12 protein-coding genes are annotated in these 12,832 nt (G+C 63.8%); 4 read left to right on the plus strand and 8 right to left on the minus strand.

Going from position 1 to position 12,832, the window contains the following annotated elements; translation table 11 throughout:
• Positions 1-431: 431 nt before the first annotated feature.
• The 4 genes from GGD53_RS18080 to GGD53_RS18095 form a co-directional block, all read right to left on the minus strand.
• On the minus strand, positions 432-833 hold the full coding sequence (locus tag GGD53_RS18080; protein ID WP_184458025.1) for a GFA family protein: 402 nt from the start codon (positions 831-833) through the stop codon (positions 432-434).
• 10 nt (positions 834-843) lie between these two features.
• Positions 844-2,373 carry a S10 family serine carboxypeptidase-like protein gene (locus GGD53_RS18085; RefSeq protein ID WP_184458027.1) on the minus strand — a complete coding sequence of 510 codons (1,530 nt, stop codon included), beginning with the start codon at positions 2,371-2,373 and terminating at the stop codon, positions 844-846.
• Positions 2,374-2,477: 104 nt separating this feature from the next.
• Complete coding sequence (locus GGD53_RS18090; RefSeq protein ID WP_184458029.1) at positions 2,478-3,767, minus strand: CynX/NimT family MFS transporter; 1,290 nt, start codon at positions 3,765-3,767, stop codon at positions 2,478-2,480.
• Complete coding sequence (locus GGD53_RS18095; protein ID WP_184458031.1) at positions 3,764-4,441, minus strand: FadR/GntR family transcriptional regulator; 678 nt, start codon at positions 4,439-4,441, stop codon at positions 3,764-3,766. The genes GGD53_RS18090 and GGD53_RS18095 overlap by 4 nt, the downstream gene beginning before the upstream one ends.
• Before the next feature lie 504 nt (positions 4,442-4,945).
• On the opposite strand from GGD53_RS18095, the gene GGD53_RS18100 reads away from it, so the two are divergent.
• On the plus strand, positions 4,946-5,758 hold the full coding sequence (locus tag GGD53_RS18100; protein WP_184458033.1) for a class II glutamine amidotransferase: 813 nt from the start codon (positions 4,946-4,948) through the stop codon (positions 5,756-5,758).
• A gap of 36 nt (positions 5,759-5,794) precedes the next feature.
• Here GGD53_RS18100 and coaBC read toward each other — a convergent pair whose 3' ends face one another.
• The gene (gene coaBC, locus GGD53_RS18105) at positions 5,795-7,003 is read right to left on the minus strand and encodes a bifunctional phosphopantothenoylcysteine decarboxylase/phosphopantothenate--cysteine ligase CoaBC (protein ID WP_184458035.1); all 1,209 of its coding nucleotides are present in this window, start codon (positions 7,001-7,003) and stop codon (positions 5,795-5,797) included.
• A gap of 296 nt (positions 7,004-7,299) precedes the next feature.
• Positions 7,300-8,064 carry an SDR family oxidoreductase gene (locus GGD53_RS18110; RefSeq protein ID WP_184458037.1) on the minus strand — a complete coding sequence of 255 codons (765 nt, stop codon included), beginning with the start codon at positions 8,062-8,064 and terminating at the stop codon, positions 7,300-7,302.
• Positions 8,065-8,188: 124 nt separating this feature from the next.
• Here GGD53_RS18110 and GGD53_RS18115 point away from each other — a divergent pair, with 124 nt between their 5' ends.
• From GGD53_RS18115 to GGD53_RS18125, 3 genes are read left to right on the plus strand one after another with little or no spacing between them, the layout of a single operon-like run.
• Entirely contained in the window at positions 8,189-9,094 is a 906-nt protein-coding gene (locus GGD53_RS18115) for a LysR family transcriptional regulator (protein WP_184458039.1), read from the plus strand.
• Between the two features lie 33 nt (positions 9,095-9,127).
• Entirely contained in the window at positions 9,128-10,357 is a 1,230-nt protein-coding gene (locus tag GGD53_RS18120) for an MFS transporter (protein WP_184458041.1), read from the plus strand.
• Positions 10,354-10,740 carry a VOC family protein gene (locus GGD53_RS18125; RefSeq protein ID WP_184458043.1) on the plus strand — a complete coding sequence of 129 codons (387 nt, stop codon included), beginning with the start codon at positions 10,354-10,356 and terminating at the stop codon, positions 10,738-10,740. The genes GGD53_RS18120 and GGD53_RS18125 overlap by 4 nt, the downstream gene beginning before the upstream one ends.
• Before the next feature lie 30 nt (positions 10,741-10,770).
• On the opposite strand, the gene GGD53_RS18130 is transcribed toward GGD53_RS18125, so the two are convergent.
• Together GGD53_RS18130 and GGD53_RS18135 are read right to left on the minus strand one after the other, a co-directional pair.
• Positions 10,771-12,432 carry a urocanate hydratase gene (locus GGD53_RS18130; RefSeq protein WP_184458045.1) on the minus strand — a complete coding sequence of 554 codons (1,662 nt, stop codon included), beginning with the start codon at positions 12,430-12,432 and terminating at the stop codon, positions 10,771-10,773.
• Positions 12,433-12,500: 68 nt separating this feature from the next.
• Entirely contained in the window at positions 12,501-12,830 is a 330-nt protein-coding gene (locus tag GGD53_RS18135) for a TfoX/Sxy family protein (RefSeq protein WP_064800414.1), read from the minus strand.
• Between the last annotated feature and the right edge of the window lie 2 nt (positions 12,831-12,832).

The following is a 12,832-nucleotide window of genomic DNA, read 5'->3' on the forward strand; positions in this document are numbered from 1 at the left end:
ATCTAAGGCCGTCGTAATAGAGTCCCTGAAGATTACGTCCACAGAAATGCAATACAAGGCTGTAAAATTCAGGAGAAATCCCTTGAGTATTGCGGTAGCCCGTCGCGACGTATGCGCGATTCTCCCCTCGAGTTATATATACTATAAATTGATCTTAGATGCACTTAGTCAGTTCGAGCTAAAATTAGGGCAATATTAACGGGTCCTCGTTTTGATGTTCGCGCGACGGTCGGACCCACATCGCTCCGCTCCGGGTAGGCCGGTGGAAGGCGTGAACGGCGCCCGAAGAGGGCGGTCTTTGGCTTGCGCTTTCGCCACAGGCGGCGGCTCACCACCGCGATGGTCCCGCAACTCGACATGCTGACAACGTGGCTGATAACCGAATCCGGCCTACCGCCTCCCTTCCTCAGGTCATAGTCGTCCTGCTTCCGCTAGTCCTCGCCATCAAACCGCGGCAGCGGCTGAATATTTTCCGCCCAGGGCAGAGCCGACCGGCACCATATCTGTTTCTTTGGCGTCAGGTCCCGCCGCTGGTCGATGCCGCCGAGACGGATGCCGATCGCACCGCCTTCGCCATCCGTGCGATAGAGCGGTGATCCGCAATTCGGACAGAAGAATTGCCGGCTGAGGGCGCCGCTGTCGCCATGTTTCGCATAGCTGCGCGGTTGGCCCGAAATAAGCGTGAAGCTTTGCGGTTGCGCCGGCGCGGTGACGCGATAGGCCGAGCCCGTCAATCGTTGGCAATCGGTGCAGTGGCAGATCGTGACCCGCTCCGGATCGATTTCCGCCTGATAGCGGATTGCGCCGCAATGACATCCTCCCGTTATATGCATCGGCAACTCCTCAATCCGCCGGCTGTGCGGCCGGGCGTGCGGCATAGAAGGCCTTGGCATCGGCCGTGAAGGCGGCCCGTTGATCGGCTTGCGTGTAGAACATATGGCCGCCATGATAGAGCTTCAGCCCGACGCGGCCATCGGCGAGCGACGGCGGCAGGTGGTCGACCACGTAGCGGCTGACGCTGTAAGGCGTCACCAGATCGCTGTAGCCATGCGCGATCAGCAGATGGAAGGCCGTGTTCGAGGCGAGCAGCTGCCTGATGTCGTCGGTGGCGCTCGCCTGGAAGCGCGCACCGCCGCCGCGGCCGCCGCCCCATTCCCAGCGCCGGCTGATATCGCTGTCGAGCAGCGAGTAGGTCATTTCGGTTTTGAAGCCGAGCTCGTTACGGGCATAATCGGCGAAGGCGCCGCCATAGGCGCGGGCGAAGCCATCGAGGATGGCGTCGTCGCCGCGGTCGTAATCAGATTCCGGAAAGGGATCGGGCGCCGCGAAGGACGCATCGTAGGGGCTTGTCACCTGGCCGCCGCCGTCCGAGTGCTTGACGAAGGAATTGCCTGGGAAGCCGCGGTTGCGGGCGACGATATCCTGCGGAATGCCGGTTAGCCCGGCGATCCTGCCATAGAAGGCTGCAGCATCGGCGCCCGTCGGCGGCGGGCCGGCGAGCGTCGTCAAATAATCGCCGAGCGCGAAACGCTCCGCTTGCTTCTGCTTCTCCTCGGTAAAGCCATTGTGCCGGTCGAGTTCGGCCGCAGCCAGCGACGGCAGCTCGAGCGCCGCGCCGAGTGCGAACTGGTCGGCATCGAACATCAGCTGCCCTTCGAGCAGCGGCGAGAGCATCACGGCGCCGGCGACGACAATGCCCTGGCTTTCCTGCAGGGTGGAAGCGACCTTCGCGGCGCGGAAACCGCCGTAGCTTTCGCCAAGCAGATATTTCGGCGAGTTGGAACGGTTGTTATGCGCGACATAGAGCGCGATCGCCTTGGCGATGCTCTGGGCATCCGAGTTGACATTGTAATAGTTGGAGGCGTCGTCGGCCTTCGCCGTCCGGCTCCAGCCGGTGCCGATCGGATCGATCAGCACGAGATCGGTAAAGTCGAGCCAGCTATGCTCGTTATCGACGAGTTTCGCATGGGCGCCGTCGCGTGCCTGAGGCCCGAAATCGAGCACTTTGGGCCCGACCAGCCCGAGATGCAGAAAGGCGGAGGCCGCGCCCGGCCCGCCGTTGAAGACAAAGGTCAGCGGCCGATCCGGCTCGCCACCCTTGGCGACATAGGCGGTGTAGAAGATCGCGCTGGTCTGGGCTCCGTCCTGGCCGAAGAGATCAAGAGTGCCGGCGGTCGCCGTATAGGCGATCTTCCGGCTATCGACCGTCAGCTCGTGCTCGGTGACGGAGTCGGCTGGCAGCAACTTCAGCACGCCGTCGCGCGCACTACGCTCGACATTTGCCTGGCGCCCGCCGCCTTCCTGCGCCGGGGAAAGGGCGGGCCCCAGCGATGCCATCAACGCGGTGAGCAGAAACAGGGTTCGTATGCGCACGATTTGTCCTCCGGCGGATGCGGGCTGAGATAGCGTAGCATCCGCGGCTGGCGACCGGCATCAAGAGATGGTGATGGGCCAGTGAGCGTAGAGCCGCGGGCGGCTCAGACTTTCTCAACCGCGTGCACATTCACTTCAAGTGCTCGGCCGGCTCTCCAGCCGTTGATTGCCGCCCCGAGCCCGAGCGCGACGAACAGAACGGCACACCAGGAAAAGCTTCCGGTCCAGCCGCGGATGAGGCCGACGATCAACGGGCCGATTGCGGCGAGCAGATAGCCGACGCATTGCGCCATGCCGGAGAGATGGGCGGCCACATCGGGATCGCGCGAGCGCAGCACGATCGTCGTCATGGCGGCCGCGATCAGTCCGCCCTGGCCGATGCCTTGCAGCACCGCCCACAGCCAGACGCTCGAAAGCGGCGCAAAGAGCAGTCCAAGCAGAGCGCTGACGGCGACGCCGCAGAGGCCGGCATTGATCAATCGCTGATCCCGGCCGCGCACGGCGATATGCGGCACGACGAGGCAGGAGGCCGCTTGCACCATCACCGAGAGCGAAACGATCGCCCCGGCCGTGACGCCGTCGAGCCCGCGTTCGCGCAGGATGGGAACGAGCCAGCCGAAGACGCAGTAGGCAAGCGCCGATTGCAGCCCCATGAACAGCGTAACCTGCCAGGCCAGCCGGTCCCGCCAGAGTCCGTCGACGCGAAAGCCGTTTCGCCTTGCTCCGGCGCCGCCGCGAAGAACCTGCGGCAGCCATATGAGGCCGATGGCGAGCGCCGGCAGCGCCCAGGCGGCGAGCGCGCCGTCGAGAGAGCCGCCGAGCGCATGTTCGATCGGCAGGGTCAGCCCGGCCGCACTGGCAGCACCTGCGCAGAGCGCCATCGTATAGAAGCCGGTCATCAGCGCGGCGCGCGTGGGGAAGTCCCGCTTCACCAGTCCCGGCAGCAGCACGTTGCCGACGGCGATGCAGGCACCGGCCAGGGCCGTACCGATAAAGAGCAGCGGCACGGAGGAAAGCCCGCGCAAGGCTGTGCCGAGCGCAAGCAGCAGGAGAACGCCGAGCAGTGTGCGTTCGGTTCCGATGCGCTGGGCAAGGCGAGGCGCAAGCGGTGAGAAGACGCCGAGGCAGACGACCGGAAGCGTCGTCAGCAGGCTGGCGCCGAGCGCGCCCAGCCCGAGTTCGGAGCGGATCTCCGGCAGGAGCGCCGAGGCGCTCGAAAAGACCGGGCGCAGGTTGAAAGCGATCAGCACGAGGCTCGCGCCGAGCAGCAAGCTGGCAGCACCATTCCGCACCGGCGCTGCCTGCGCGGCGGGAAGGCTGCCGGCCTCGGCATCGATCAGCAATTCGTCGGACACGTCAAGTGTGATCGCGGCAGCGTTGGAAGGTGTATTCATGACAGGATCATTCGGTCGAGTGCGGCAAGAACGGGCGCCATGAAGCGGCGCACCGCCGCATCCGCCTGGTCGGGATCACCGGTGTCGATCGCATCGACGATATCTGCATGCGCCTGCATGTCGGGTTCGGGAATATCCTTGCCGAGCGTCGCCGCAATGGTGTCGGCGATCGAGGCCGAGAAGAAAGCGTAGATCTCGATCATTGCCCGATTGCCGGAAGCAGCGATGACTGCCCTGTGAAAGGCGAGGTCCCGTTCGATGAAGGCGGTTTCATCGCCGCCGGCGTAACTGCCGCGTTCATTCAGCAGCCAGCGCAGCTCGGCAATCGTCTCCGGCGTCTTGCGCATCGCCGTCAGCCGTGCCGCCTCGACATCGAGTGCGCAGCGCGCTTCGAACTGATCGCGCAGGCTGGCGCGCCGCGCCATGGTCAGCGGCCGGCTGGCGTCGCTGGTCGAACGCACATAGGTGCCCGACCCCTGCCGCGTTTCGAGATAACCCTGGGAGACAAGCACCCGCACCGCCTCGCGCACCGTGCCGCGGCTGACGGAGAGCGTGGCCGACAGCGAGGCCTCGTTCGGCAGCTTGTCGCCGACGGCCCAGCGCTTGCCGACAATGTCGCTGCGGATTGCCTCGATCGCCTCATCGGCGAGATTGGTCTTGCTGAGCGCCTGCATCTTCTACTCATAAAGTCATCAGATGACTTTATGAGTAGAAGAACTCCGATCGTCCGTCAATGCTGGAAATTCAGGCAATAAAAAGGGCCGCCTCGGCGACCCTTTCCATGAGTTTGGCCTCGAACTGGCCTGGACTGCCAAAGCAGCCTCAGGAAGGCGGGTCTTAGAGCGAGGGCTGCCTCGCTTTCATCACCACTTCCATGCCCGATACGAGGTCCGAAATCTCATTAGACATTGGATCACCTTCCTTTCGTTCTGTTGCTGATAAGAGAAAAGGTAGGATGATTCGCGCCAGATGCAAGAAGAAATTGCAATCGAGGCATCCCTCTGGGCCGGACCCGCGTTCACAAAAGAACACAGGCTTTCGCCGAATTTGAAGTTTCACCCGGTCACCAAACCGTCATGATCGGCCTGCAAATCAGTCGCGCGTTAAGCTGTTATTAGCCGTGGCGTTCGACAATTTAAAGCATGCCCGCCGATGCCGCGGGTTCCGGAGCAAAAGCCATGTGTCGCTGGGCAGCCTATCGCGGAGACCCTCTCTACCTCGAGGAGCTGGTATCCTCGCCCGCCCATTCGCTGATCGAGCAGTCCCATTGCGCCACCCGCGCCAAGACGGCGACCAATGGCGACGGCTTCGGCATCGCCTGGTATGGCGACAGGCCCGAACCCGGCCGCTACCGCGACATCCTGCCGGCCTGGTCGGATTGCAATCTGAAGAGCCTGGCGCGGCAGATCCGTTCGCCGCTCTTCCTCGCCCATGTCCGTGCCGCCACCGGCGGCGGCACGCGCCGGGACAATTGCCATCCCTTCACCCACGATACTTGGTCATTCATGCACAACGGCCAGATATCGGGCTTCGAGCGCTTGCGCCGGCCGATGGAGGCGACGCTTGACGACGAGCTGTTCAATGCCCGCAGCGGCACGACCGATTCCGAGCTGATGTTCCTGCTGGCGCTGCAGTTCGGCCTGCGCGAGGCGCCGATCGCCGCTATGGCTGATATGATCGGCTTCGTCGAAGATCTCGCCGAAAATACCATTGGCTCGATCCTGCTGCGCTTTACCGCCGCCTTCTCCGACGGCAAGTCGCTCTATGCGATCCGCTATGCCACCGATCGCAGGGCGCCGACGCTCTACGCCTCGCCCGTCGGTGCCGGCTACTGCCTCGTCTCCGAACCGCTGAACGACGATGTCGACGCCTGGGCGGAGATTCCTGATGGCAGCGCGGTCATCGTCGGCAAAAACGGTATCGATGTCGCCGAATTCCGTCCGGAAAAGCCGAGCAAAGCCAAATCGCAGCGCGTGGCTATCTCGGCATAATCCTTTCCGAAAAACGGGATCGATTTTCGAGGTGGACTATGCGCGGAAGCGTCCGGCGATCAGCGCCGCCAGCCTTTCGGCGACCTCTTCCTTCGTCAGGTCTGGCCATTGCTCGACGCCGTCGTGGCGAATGAGTTTGACGCTGTTGCGGCTGCCGCCCATGATGCCGGTCGCAGGCGAAACATCATTGGCGACGATCAGGTCGGCGCCCTTCCGCTCGAGCTTCGCCCTGGCATTGCTTTCCACGTCCTGGGTCTCGGCGGCAAAGCCGATCACCAGCTTCGGCCGCATCGTGTGATGTCCGAGAGTCTTCAAGATGTCGGGGTTCTCGGTCAGCGCCAGCGTCGGAATGGATTCGCCGGGATGTTTCTTTAGTTTCTGGTCGGCGGCCGAGGCTACGCGCCAGTCCGCCACCGCCGCCACCATCACGGCGATATCGGCCGGCAGCGCCGCCAGCACGGCATCACGCATCTCCTCGGCCCGCTCGACATGGACGACATTGACGCCGACCGGATCGGCGATCGTCACCGGCCCGGAGACGAGCGTCACCTCGGCCCCGAGCTTGGCCAGGGCTGCGGCGATCGCATGCCCCTGCCGGCCGGAGGAGCGGTTGGCGATGTAGCGCACCGGATCGATCGGCTCATGGGTCGGTCCTGACGTGACGATCGCCTTGCGTCCCTTCAGCGGCCTTTCTCCCTCGTCGAGCATGGTTTCGGCCGCAGCGACGATCTCCAGGGGCTCCGCCATCCGGCCGATCCCCGCCTCCCGGCTTTCGGCCATCTCACCGGCCATCGGCCCGACGAAGCGCACGCCGTCTTCCCTGAGCCTCGCCGCATTGCGCCGTGTCGCCGGATGTGCCCACATGCGAGGGTTCATAGCCGGCGCGGCAAGCACCGGCCTGTCCGTCGCCAGAAGCAAGGTCGAGGCGAGGTCATCGGCAAGGCCGTTCGCCATTTTCGCCATCAGATCGGCGCTGGCGGGGGCGATGATCACGAGATCGCAGTCGCGCGCCAGCCTGATATGGCCGACATCCTGTTCGTCCTGCCGCGAAAAGAGATCGACGAAGACATGGTCCGCCGCCAGCGCGCCGACCGCAAGCGGCGTAACGAACTCCTGCGCCCCCTTGGTCATGACCGGGCGCACGCTGGCACCGCGCTCGCGCAGCCGACGGATCAGATCCAGGCTCTTATAGGCGGCGATGCCGCCCGAGATGATGAGGAGGATGCGTTTGCCGCTGAGAGCCATGGCCTTCTACCCGTTGCCTTTTCTGACCTACCCCGACCCTAAGCCTTTGGCGGAGAACATGCAATCGCGCGGACGACAGGTATCGGGTCTGCTCGAGACGGGCGACTGGTTGCGTCGGCGAAGACCCCCCACAAGGGGGAGGGGCTTGGATGCCGCGCCGCCCATATCCCTTCCATCGTCTCATCCGCAGAAAGGCCGATGCCTGTCTCAGTTGGTGCAACGTGTTAGCCCCTCCCCCTTGTGGGGAGGGGTTGGGGAGGGGTCTTTTCCGGTCGATGGCGGCAGCCCCCGCCGTCTCAACTGCGGCTGATTGAAATGCCGCCGTCGACCAGCGAAGCCGTGCCGGTGACGAAGCTTGCGTCGTCGGAGGCGAGGTAGAGAACCGAGCGGGCGACTTCATCAGGTGTGGCGACGCGTTTCAGCGCGTGCATAGCGGTGATCGCGGCCTGCTTCTCCGTCGTATCGTTCACGCCCCGGTACATGTCGGTATCGACGGCGCCTGGCAGGATGGCGTTGACGCGCACGCCCTGCGGCCCGAACTCGGCGGCGAGCGCCTGCGTCAGGCCGATCAGGCCGGATTTGCTGGCGGCATAGGCTGCAACGCCGGGAAAGGCGAAGCTGTAGCCGACGAAGGTCGAGGTGAAGATCACCGAGCCGCCGCCATGTTCCGTCATCGCGCCGATCTGATGTTTGGCAGCGAGAAAGGAGGCGGTGAGATTGACGGCCACTGCCTCGCTGAAGCCTGCTTCCGAGACTCCGGTGCTCGGACCGGCTTCGCCGATGATGCCGGCATTGTTGAAGGCGATATCGAGCTTGCCGTAGTTGGTGACGGCAGCCGCGACCAGCGCCTTATGATAATCTTCCGAGCGGACGTCGCCGGCAACCGCAATGGCCTCGCCGCCCTCTGCCTCGATCTCCGCGACGAGGCTGTCGAGTTCGGCTTGACGGCGGGCGCCGACGACGACCTTGGCGCCTTCGGCCGCAAAGAGCTTTGCCGTGACGCGGCCGATGCCGGAGCTTGCGCCGGTAACGATCGCGACCTTGTTGTTCAAGCGGTTCATGCTTCCATCTCCTATGTTCGAGCGGGCGGCCCTTGCCGTCCGTTTCGTTGACCAGAAGATGGCATTTTCTTTTCGTTCGGATTAGTCTCCAGATTGAGGAACTCGAATTCGGAAATACCGAACGATGATCAGGATAGAAGGCATTGCGGCTTTCGTCGCCGTGGCGGAGGCAGGCTCGGTCAGTGAGGCGGCCAGACGGCTGCGGCTCTCCAAATCCGTCGTCAGCGAAAGGCTGGCGGAATTGGAGAAGTCGCTAGGCGGGGTCCTGCTGCACCGAACGACACGCAAGCTCACCATGACGGAGGACGGGGCTGTATTTCTGGAGCGCGCCGCGCGCATCGTGCGTGAGATTGACGAGGCCGCCGCCGACATGGCCGAGCGGCGCGGCACGCTGTCCGGTCCGATCCGCATCGCCGCCCCGGTCACGTTCGGCCGCATGCATCTCGGCCCGGCGCTCTACCCCTTTCTTGCCGACCATGCCGATATCGAGTTGACGCTCGACATCGATGATCGCCGCGTCGATGCGTCCTCGGACGGCTACGACGCCATCATCCGCAACGGCCCGATCGCCGACAGCCGGCTGGTCGCCTGGAAGCTCGCGCCGAGCCGCCGTCTTCTCTGTGCGTCGCCGGATTATCTCGCGCGCTTGGGGATGCCGTCGTCACTTGCCGACCTGAACCGCCATCGAGGCATCTTCTACACCAATCGCGGCGTTGCCGACTGGCGCTTCCAGACGCCGGAGGGCGCGGTCGTCGTCCGCGCCAAACTGGCGCTCGGCATCAACAATGGCGACATGCTGCGCGATGCCGCCATTGCCGGCCTCGGCATCGCCCTGCTGCCGGCCTTCATCGCCGGCCCGGCCATCCGCGAGGGCCGGCTTGCCGAAATCGATGTCGGTCACAGGCCGGAGGCCGAATTCATCTATATGGCCCATCCCGAGGGTCGAAATCCCTCGGCCAAGCTTCGCGCTATCGCAGATCACTTGAGGAAGAGCTTCGGGGACCCGCCCTATTGGGATCCAGCGGGTTAACGCATGAATTCGAAGGGCCATCAGGATGAAAATATGTCGCCGCCAGCGCAAACAGCTAAGACAGGAGAAAAGCATTACCTGACGCGCCGCACTGCCGCCTATCGCCGCGCCAGCCTCGCCCTCTTTCTCTCCGGTTTTTCCACCTTCTCGCTGCTCTATTGCGTGCAGCCGCTCCTGCCGGTCTTCTCGCAGGAGTTTTCCGTCAGCCCGGCCGAAAGCTCGCTGTCGTTATCGCTCTCCACCGGCTCTCTGGCCGTCGCCATCATCTGCGCTGCCGCCGTTTCGGAGGGGATCGGTCGCCGCAGCCTGATGTCGATATCGCTGCTCGGCGCGGCTCTATTGACGATCGCTACCGCCTTTGCGCCGGACTGGCATCTGCTGCTCGTCATCCGCGCCCTGCAGGGCCTCGTTCTCGGCGGCGTGCCGGCCGTCGCCATGGCCTATCTTGCCGAAGAAATCGATCCGCGCGGCCTTGGTGCCACCATGGGCCTCTATGTCGGCGGCACGGCCTTCGGCGGCATGTCGGGCCGCGTGCTCACCGGCATCTTCGCCGAATATTTTGGTTGGCGCCCGGCGCTCTTCCTCGTCGGCGCCATTGGACTTGCCGCGGCGATCGGCTTCATCGCCCTTCTGCCGCCGTCAAGGAATTTCGTCCGCCGGCCGGGCTTCGATCCGCGTTTTCACGCGAAAGCCTGGCTCGGTCATCTCAAAAATCCGGCGCTGCCCTTCCTCTTCGCCATCGCCTTCCTGGCGATGGGCTCCTTCGTAACGATCTACAATTACGCCGGTTTCCGTCTTGTGGCGCCGCCTTACGGCCTCAATCAAACTGAGCTCGGCTTGATCTTCACCGTCTATCTCTTCGGCATCGGCGCCGCCTCGACCGGCGGCCTGCTGGGAGACCGGATCGGTCACTTTCCCGTGCTTCTCTTCGGCCTCGCCCTGACGGCTGCCGGCAGTGCATTGACGCTCTTCGCCTCGCTGCCGTCGATCATCCTTGGTATCATCGTGCTGACGACCGGCTTCTTCATGAGCCATTCCATCGCAAGTGGCCTTGTCGGCAAGCTTGCATTTGGCAACAAGGGGCACGCTTCATCGATCTACATGCTGGCCTATTACGTCGGCTCCAGCCTGATCGGCTCGGCCAGCGGCTGGTTCTGGGCGGTCGAAGGCTGGGCAGCTGTCGTCGTCTTCACCCTTGCCATGCTGGCGCTGGCCTTTATGTCAGCCTGTGTCGCCCAGCGCCTTGCGAGGAGAAAAGCATGATCCGCATCGATCGTCTCGACCATCTCGTGCTGACCGTCGCCGATATCGCAGCCACCTGCGATTTCTATTCCCGCGTCCTCGGCATGTCGATCGAAACCTTCGCGGAAGGCCGCAAGGCGCTGAAATTCGGCAGCCAAAAGATCAACCTGCACGAGGCCGGCGATGAATTCGAACCCAAGGCGAAACATCCGATCCCCGGCTCCGGGGATCTCTGCTTCATCGCTGAAACACCGCTTGCCGATATCATCGCCCATCTGCAGGCCCTGAGCATTGCGATCGAAGAAGGCCCGGTCGAGCGCATCGGCGCCACCGGACAGCTGCGTTCAGTCTATTTCAGGGACCCCGACGGCAATCTCATTGAGGTTTCTAATCCCATCCCCTGACGCAATGCTTCAGCAAGGCCCGTCTTTGAATCAATCTAGTCTGATATAGGGCACGTTCTTCTTCGCCACCTCATCCAGCGCCTCCCCGTAACCCGCATCGGCGTATCGCATGACGCCGAGCGCGGTGTCGTTGGTCAGCGCGTGGTCGAGCCGTTCGTCGGCGGCATCGGTGCCGTCGGCGATCACGGTGACGCCGCAGCTCGTCATGTAGCCGGCATAGCCGCCACCGCCGGAATGGACGACGACGAGATCGGCCATCGAGGAGCAGAGCATCATCGCATCGATCAGCGGCCAGTCGGCGATCGCATCGGAGCCGTCCTTCATCCGCTCGGTCATAATATTCGGATGCGCCATGGCGCCGGCATCGAGATGGTCGCGGGAGAAGGCGACCGGGCCCTTGAGGTCGCCGCTCGCAACCAGCGCATTGACACGCCGCGCCAGCAGCGTGCGTTCGCCGTGACCGAGCCAGGCGATGCGGGCCGGCAGGCCTTCGAATGGCACATGCTCGCGCGCCAGCCGAATCCAGTTGGTGATGATCTTGTTGTCGGGAAACATCTCGATAAGCAGGTCGTCAATCCCCGCGATATCGCTTTCCTCGCCTGACAGAGCCATCCACCGGAACGGCCCGATCGCCCGGGCAAAGAGTGGCCTCAGATAGGCTTCGGTGAAGATCGGAATGTCGAAGGCGTTGGTCACACCGCCCTCGCGGGCTTGCGTGCGGATGAGATTGCCGTTGTCGAAGACTTCGGAGCCCTTCTTCTGGAACTCCAGCATCGCCGTCACATGCTCGACGATCGAGGCGCGACTTGCCGCCATCAATTGCCCCTGGCCATCGTCGCGCAAGCCTTTGACCTGATCGAGGCTCATGCCCTTCGGCACGTAGCCATAGACGAGGTCATGCGCCGAGGTCTGATCGGTGACGATATCGGGCACGATGCCGCGCCGGGCGATCTCGGGGTAGACCTCCGCCGCATTGCCGACGAGGCCGACGGACAGCGCCCGCTTCGTCTTGACGGCTGCATCGATTATCTTAAGAGCGGTATCGAGATCGGGCGCGATTTCCTGGAGATAGCCGATTTGCTGGCGCTTGCGGGCGCGTTCCGGGTCGATGTCGATGCAGAGGATCGCCGCGCCCGCCATGCGGCCGGCGAGCGGCTGTGCGCCGCCCATACCGCCGAGGCCGGCCGTCAGCACGAAGCGGCCGTGGAGATCGCCGCCGAAGCGACGTTCGGCAATGCGCATGAAGATTTCGTAGGTGCCCTGGATGACGCCCTGGCTGCCGATATATTGCCAGGCGCCGGCCGTCAGCCCACCCCAGCAGATCAGCCCTTTGCGCTGCAGCTCGTAGAACACTTCGGCCTTTGCCCATTGCCCGACGATGTTGCAGTTCGCCATGATGACGAGGGGCGCCCTGGCATGGGTCTTCACAAGGCCGATCGGCTTGCCGGACTGGATGAGCAGCGTCTGGTCCTCATCCATCTCCGTCAGCGCCTTGACAATCCCCTTGTGCGCCGCCCAGTTGCGGGCGGCCTTGCCGAGCGCGGCATAGACGATCAGATTGTCGGGATCCTCGCCGACGGCGAGCACGTTTTCGAGCAGCCGCAGCAGCGCCTCCTGCCGCCAGCCCTTGGCGCGCAACTCCGGCCCGCCGGGAATCGGAAATTTCGGATGGCGTGGATTGGCCTTCGGCATCACGGGTTCCTCGCTTGGTTCTCTGCTTTTTCCTTCTCCCCGCCGGGGAGAAGGGGGAAGCTAATTGGTCACTTGCCCGGCAGCGATTCCACATAGGCAAGCGCCGCATCGAGCAGACGCCGTCTCAGGGCATCGTCGCCGTAAGCCTCGGCGGAGGCGCGCAGCCAGCCGTGCATGACTCGCTCGCCCATCAGCATCCGGATTACGCCCGGCAGCGCCAGCGCCCAATCATCATTGCCCTTGCCGAGACGGATCAGCATGCCGTCACTGCGCGCGCCGCAGAGCAGATTGCCGTTCAGCAGGAAGGCGCGGCCGCCGAACATGGATTTTTCGCTGAGGCCGGGACGATCGCCGAGTTCCTCACGCAGCAGTTCTTCAAGGCCGGGATCGCGTGCCATGG

Source organism: Rhizobium aethiopicum (assembly GCF_014197535.1).
GTDB lineage: Bacteria > Pseudomonadota > Alphaproteobacteria > Rhizobiales > Rhizobiaceae > Rhizobium > Rhizobium aethiopicum_A.

What these genes read in the sequence shown, in the direction of transcription:
- coaBC (WP_184458035.1), bottom strand. Translation starts at nt 7,003, where the DNA reads ATGGCTCTCAGCGGCAAACGCATCCTCCTCATCATCTCGGGCGGCATC.
- GGD53_RS18120 (WP_184458041.1), top strand. Translation starts at nt 9,128, where the DNA reads ATGTCGCCGCCAGCGCAAACAGCTAAGACAGGAGAAAAGCATTACCTG.
- GGD53_RS18125 (WP_184458043.1), top strand. Translation starts at nt 10,354, where the DNA reads ATGATCCGCATCGATCGTCTCGACCATCTCGTGCTGACCGTCGCCGAT.
- GGD53_RS18130 (WP_184458045.1), bottom strand. Translation starts at nt 12,432, where the DNA reads ATGCCGAAGGCCAATCCACGCCATCCGAAATTTCCGATTCCCGGCGGG.
- GGD53_RS18080 (WP_184458025.1), bottom strand. Translation starts at nt 833, where the DNA reads ATGCATATAACGGGAGGATGTCATTGCGGCGCAATCCGCTATCAGGCG.
- GGD53_RS18110 (WP_184458037.1), bottom strand. Translation starts at nt 8,064, where the DNA reads ATGAACCGCTTGAACAACAAGGTCGCGATCGTTACCGGCGCAAGCTCC.
- GGD53_RS18135 (WP_064800414.1), bottom strand. Translation starts at nt 12,830, where the DNA reads ATGGCACGCGATCCCGGCCTTGAAGAACTGCTGCGTGAGGAACTCGGC.
- GGD53_RS18090 (WP_184458029.1), bottom strand. Translation starts at nt 3,767, where the DNA reads ATGAATACACCTTCCAACGCTGCCGCGATCACACTTGACGTGTCCGAC.
- GGD53_RS18095 (WP_184458031.1), bottom strand. Translation starts at nt 4,441, where the DNA reads ATGCAGGCGCTCAGCAAGACCAATCTCGCCGATGAGGCGATCGAGGCA.
- GGD53_RS18115 (WP_184458039.1), top strand. Translation starts at nt 8,189, where the DNA reads ATGATCAGGATAGAAGGCATTGCGGCTTTCGTCGCCGTGGCGGAGGCA.
- GGD53_RS18100 (WP_184458033.1), top strand. Translation starts at nt 4,946, where the DNA reads ATGTGTCGCTGGGCAGCCTATCGCGGAGACCCTCTCTACCTCGAGGAG.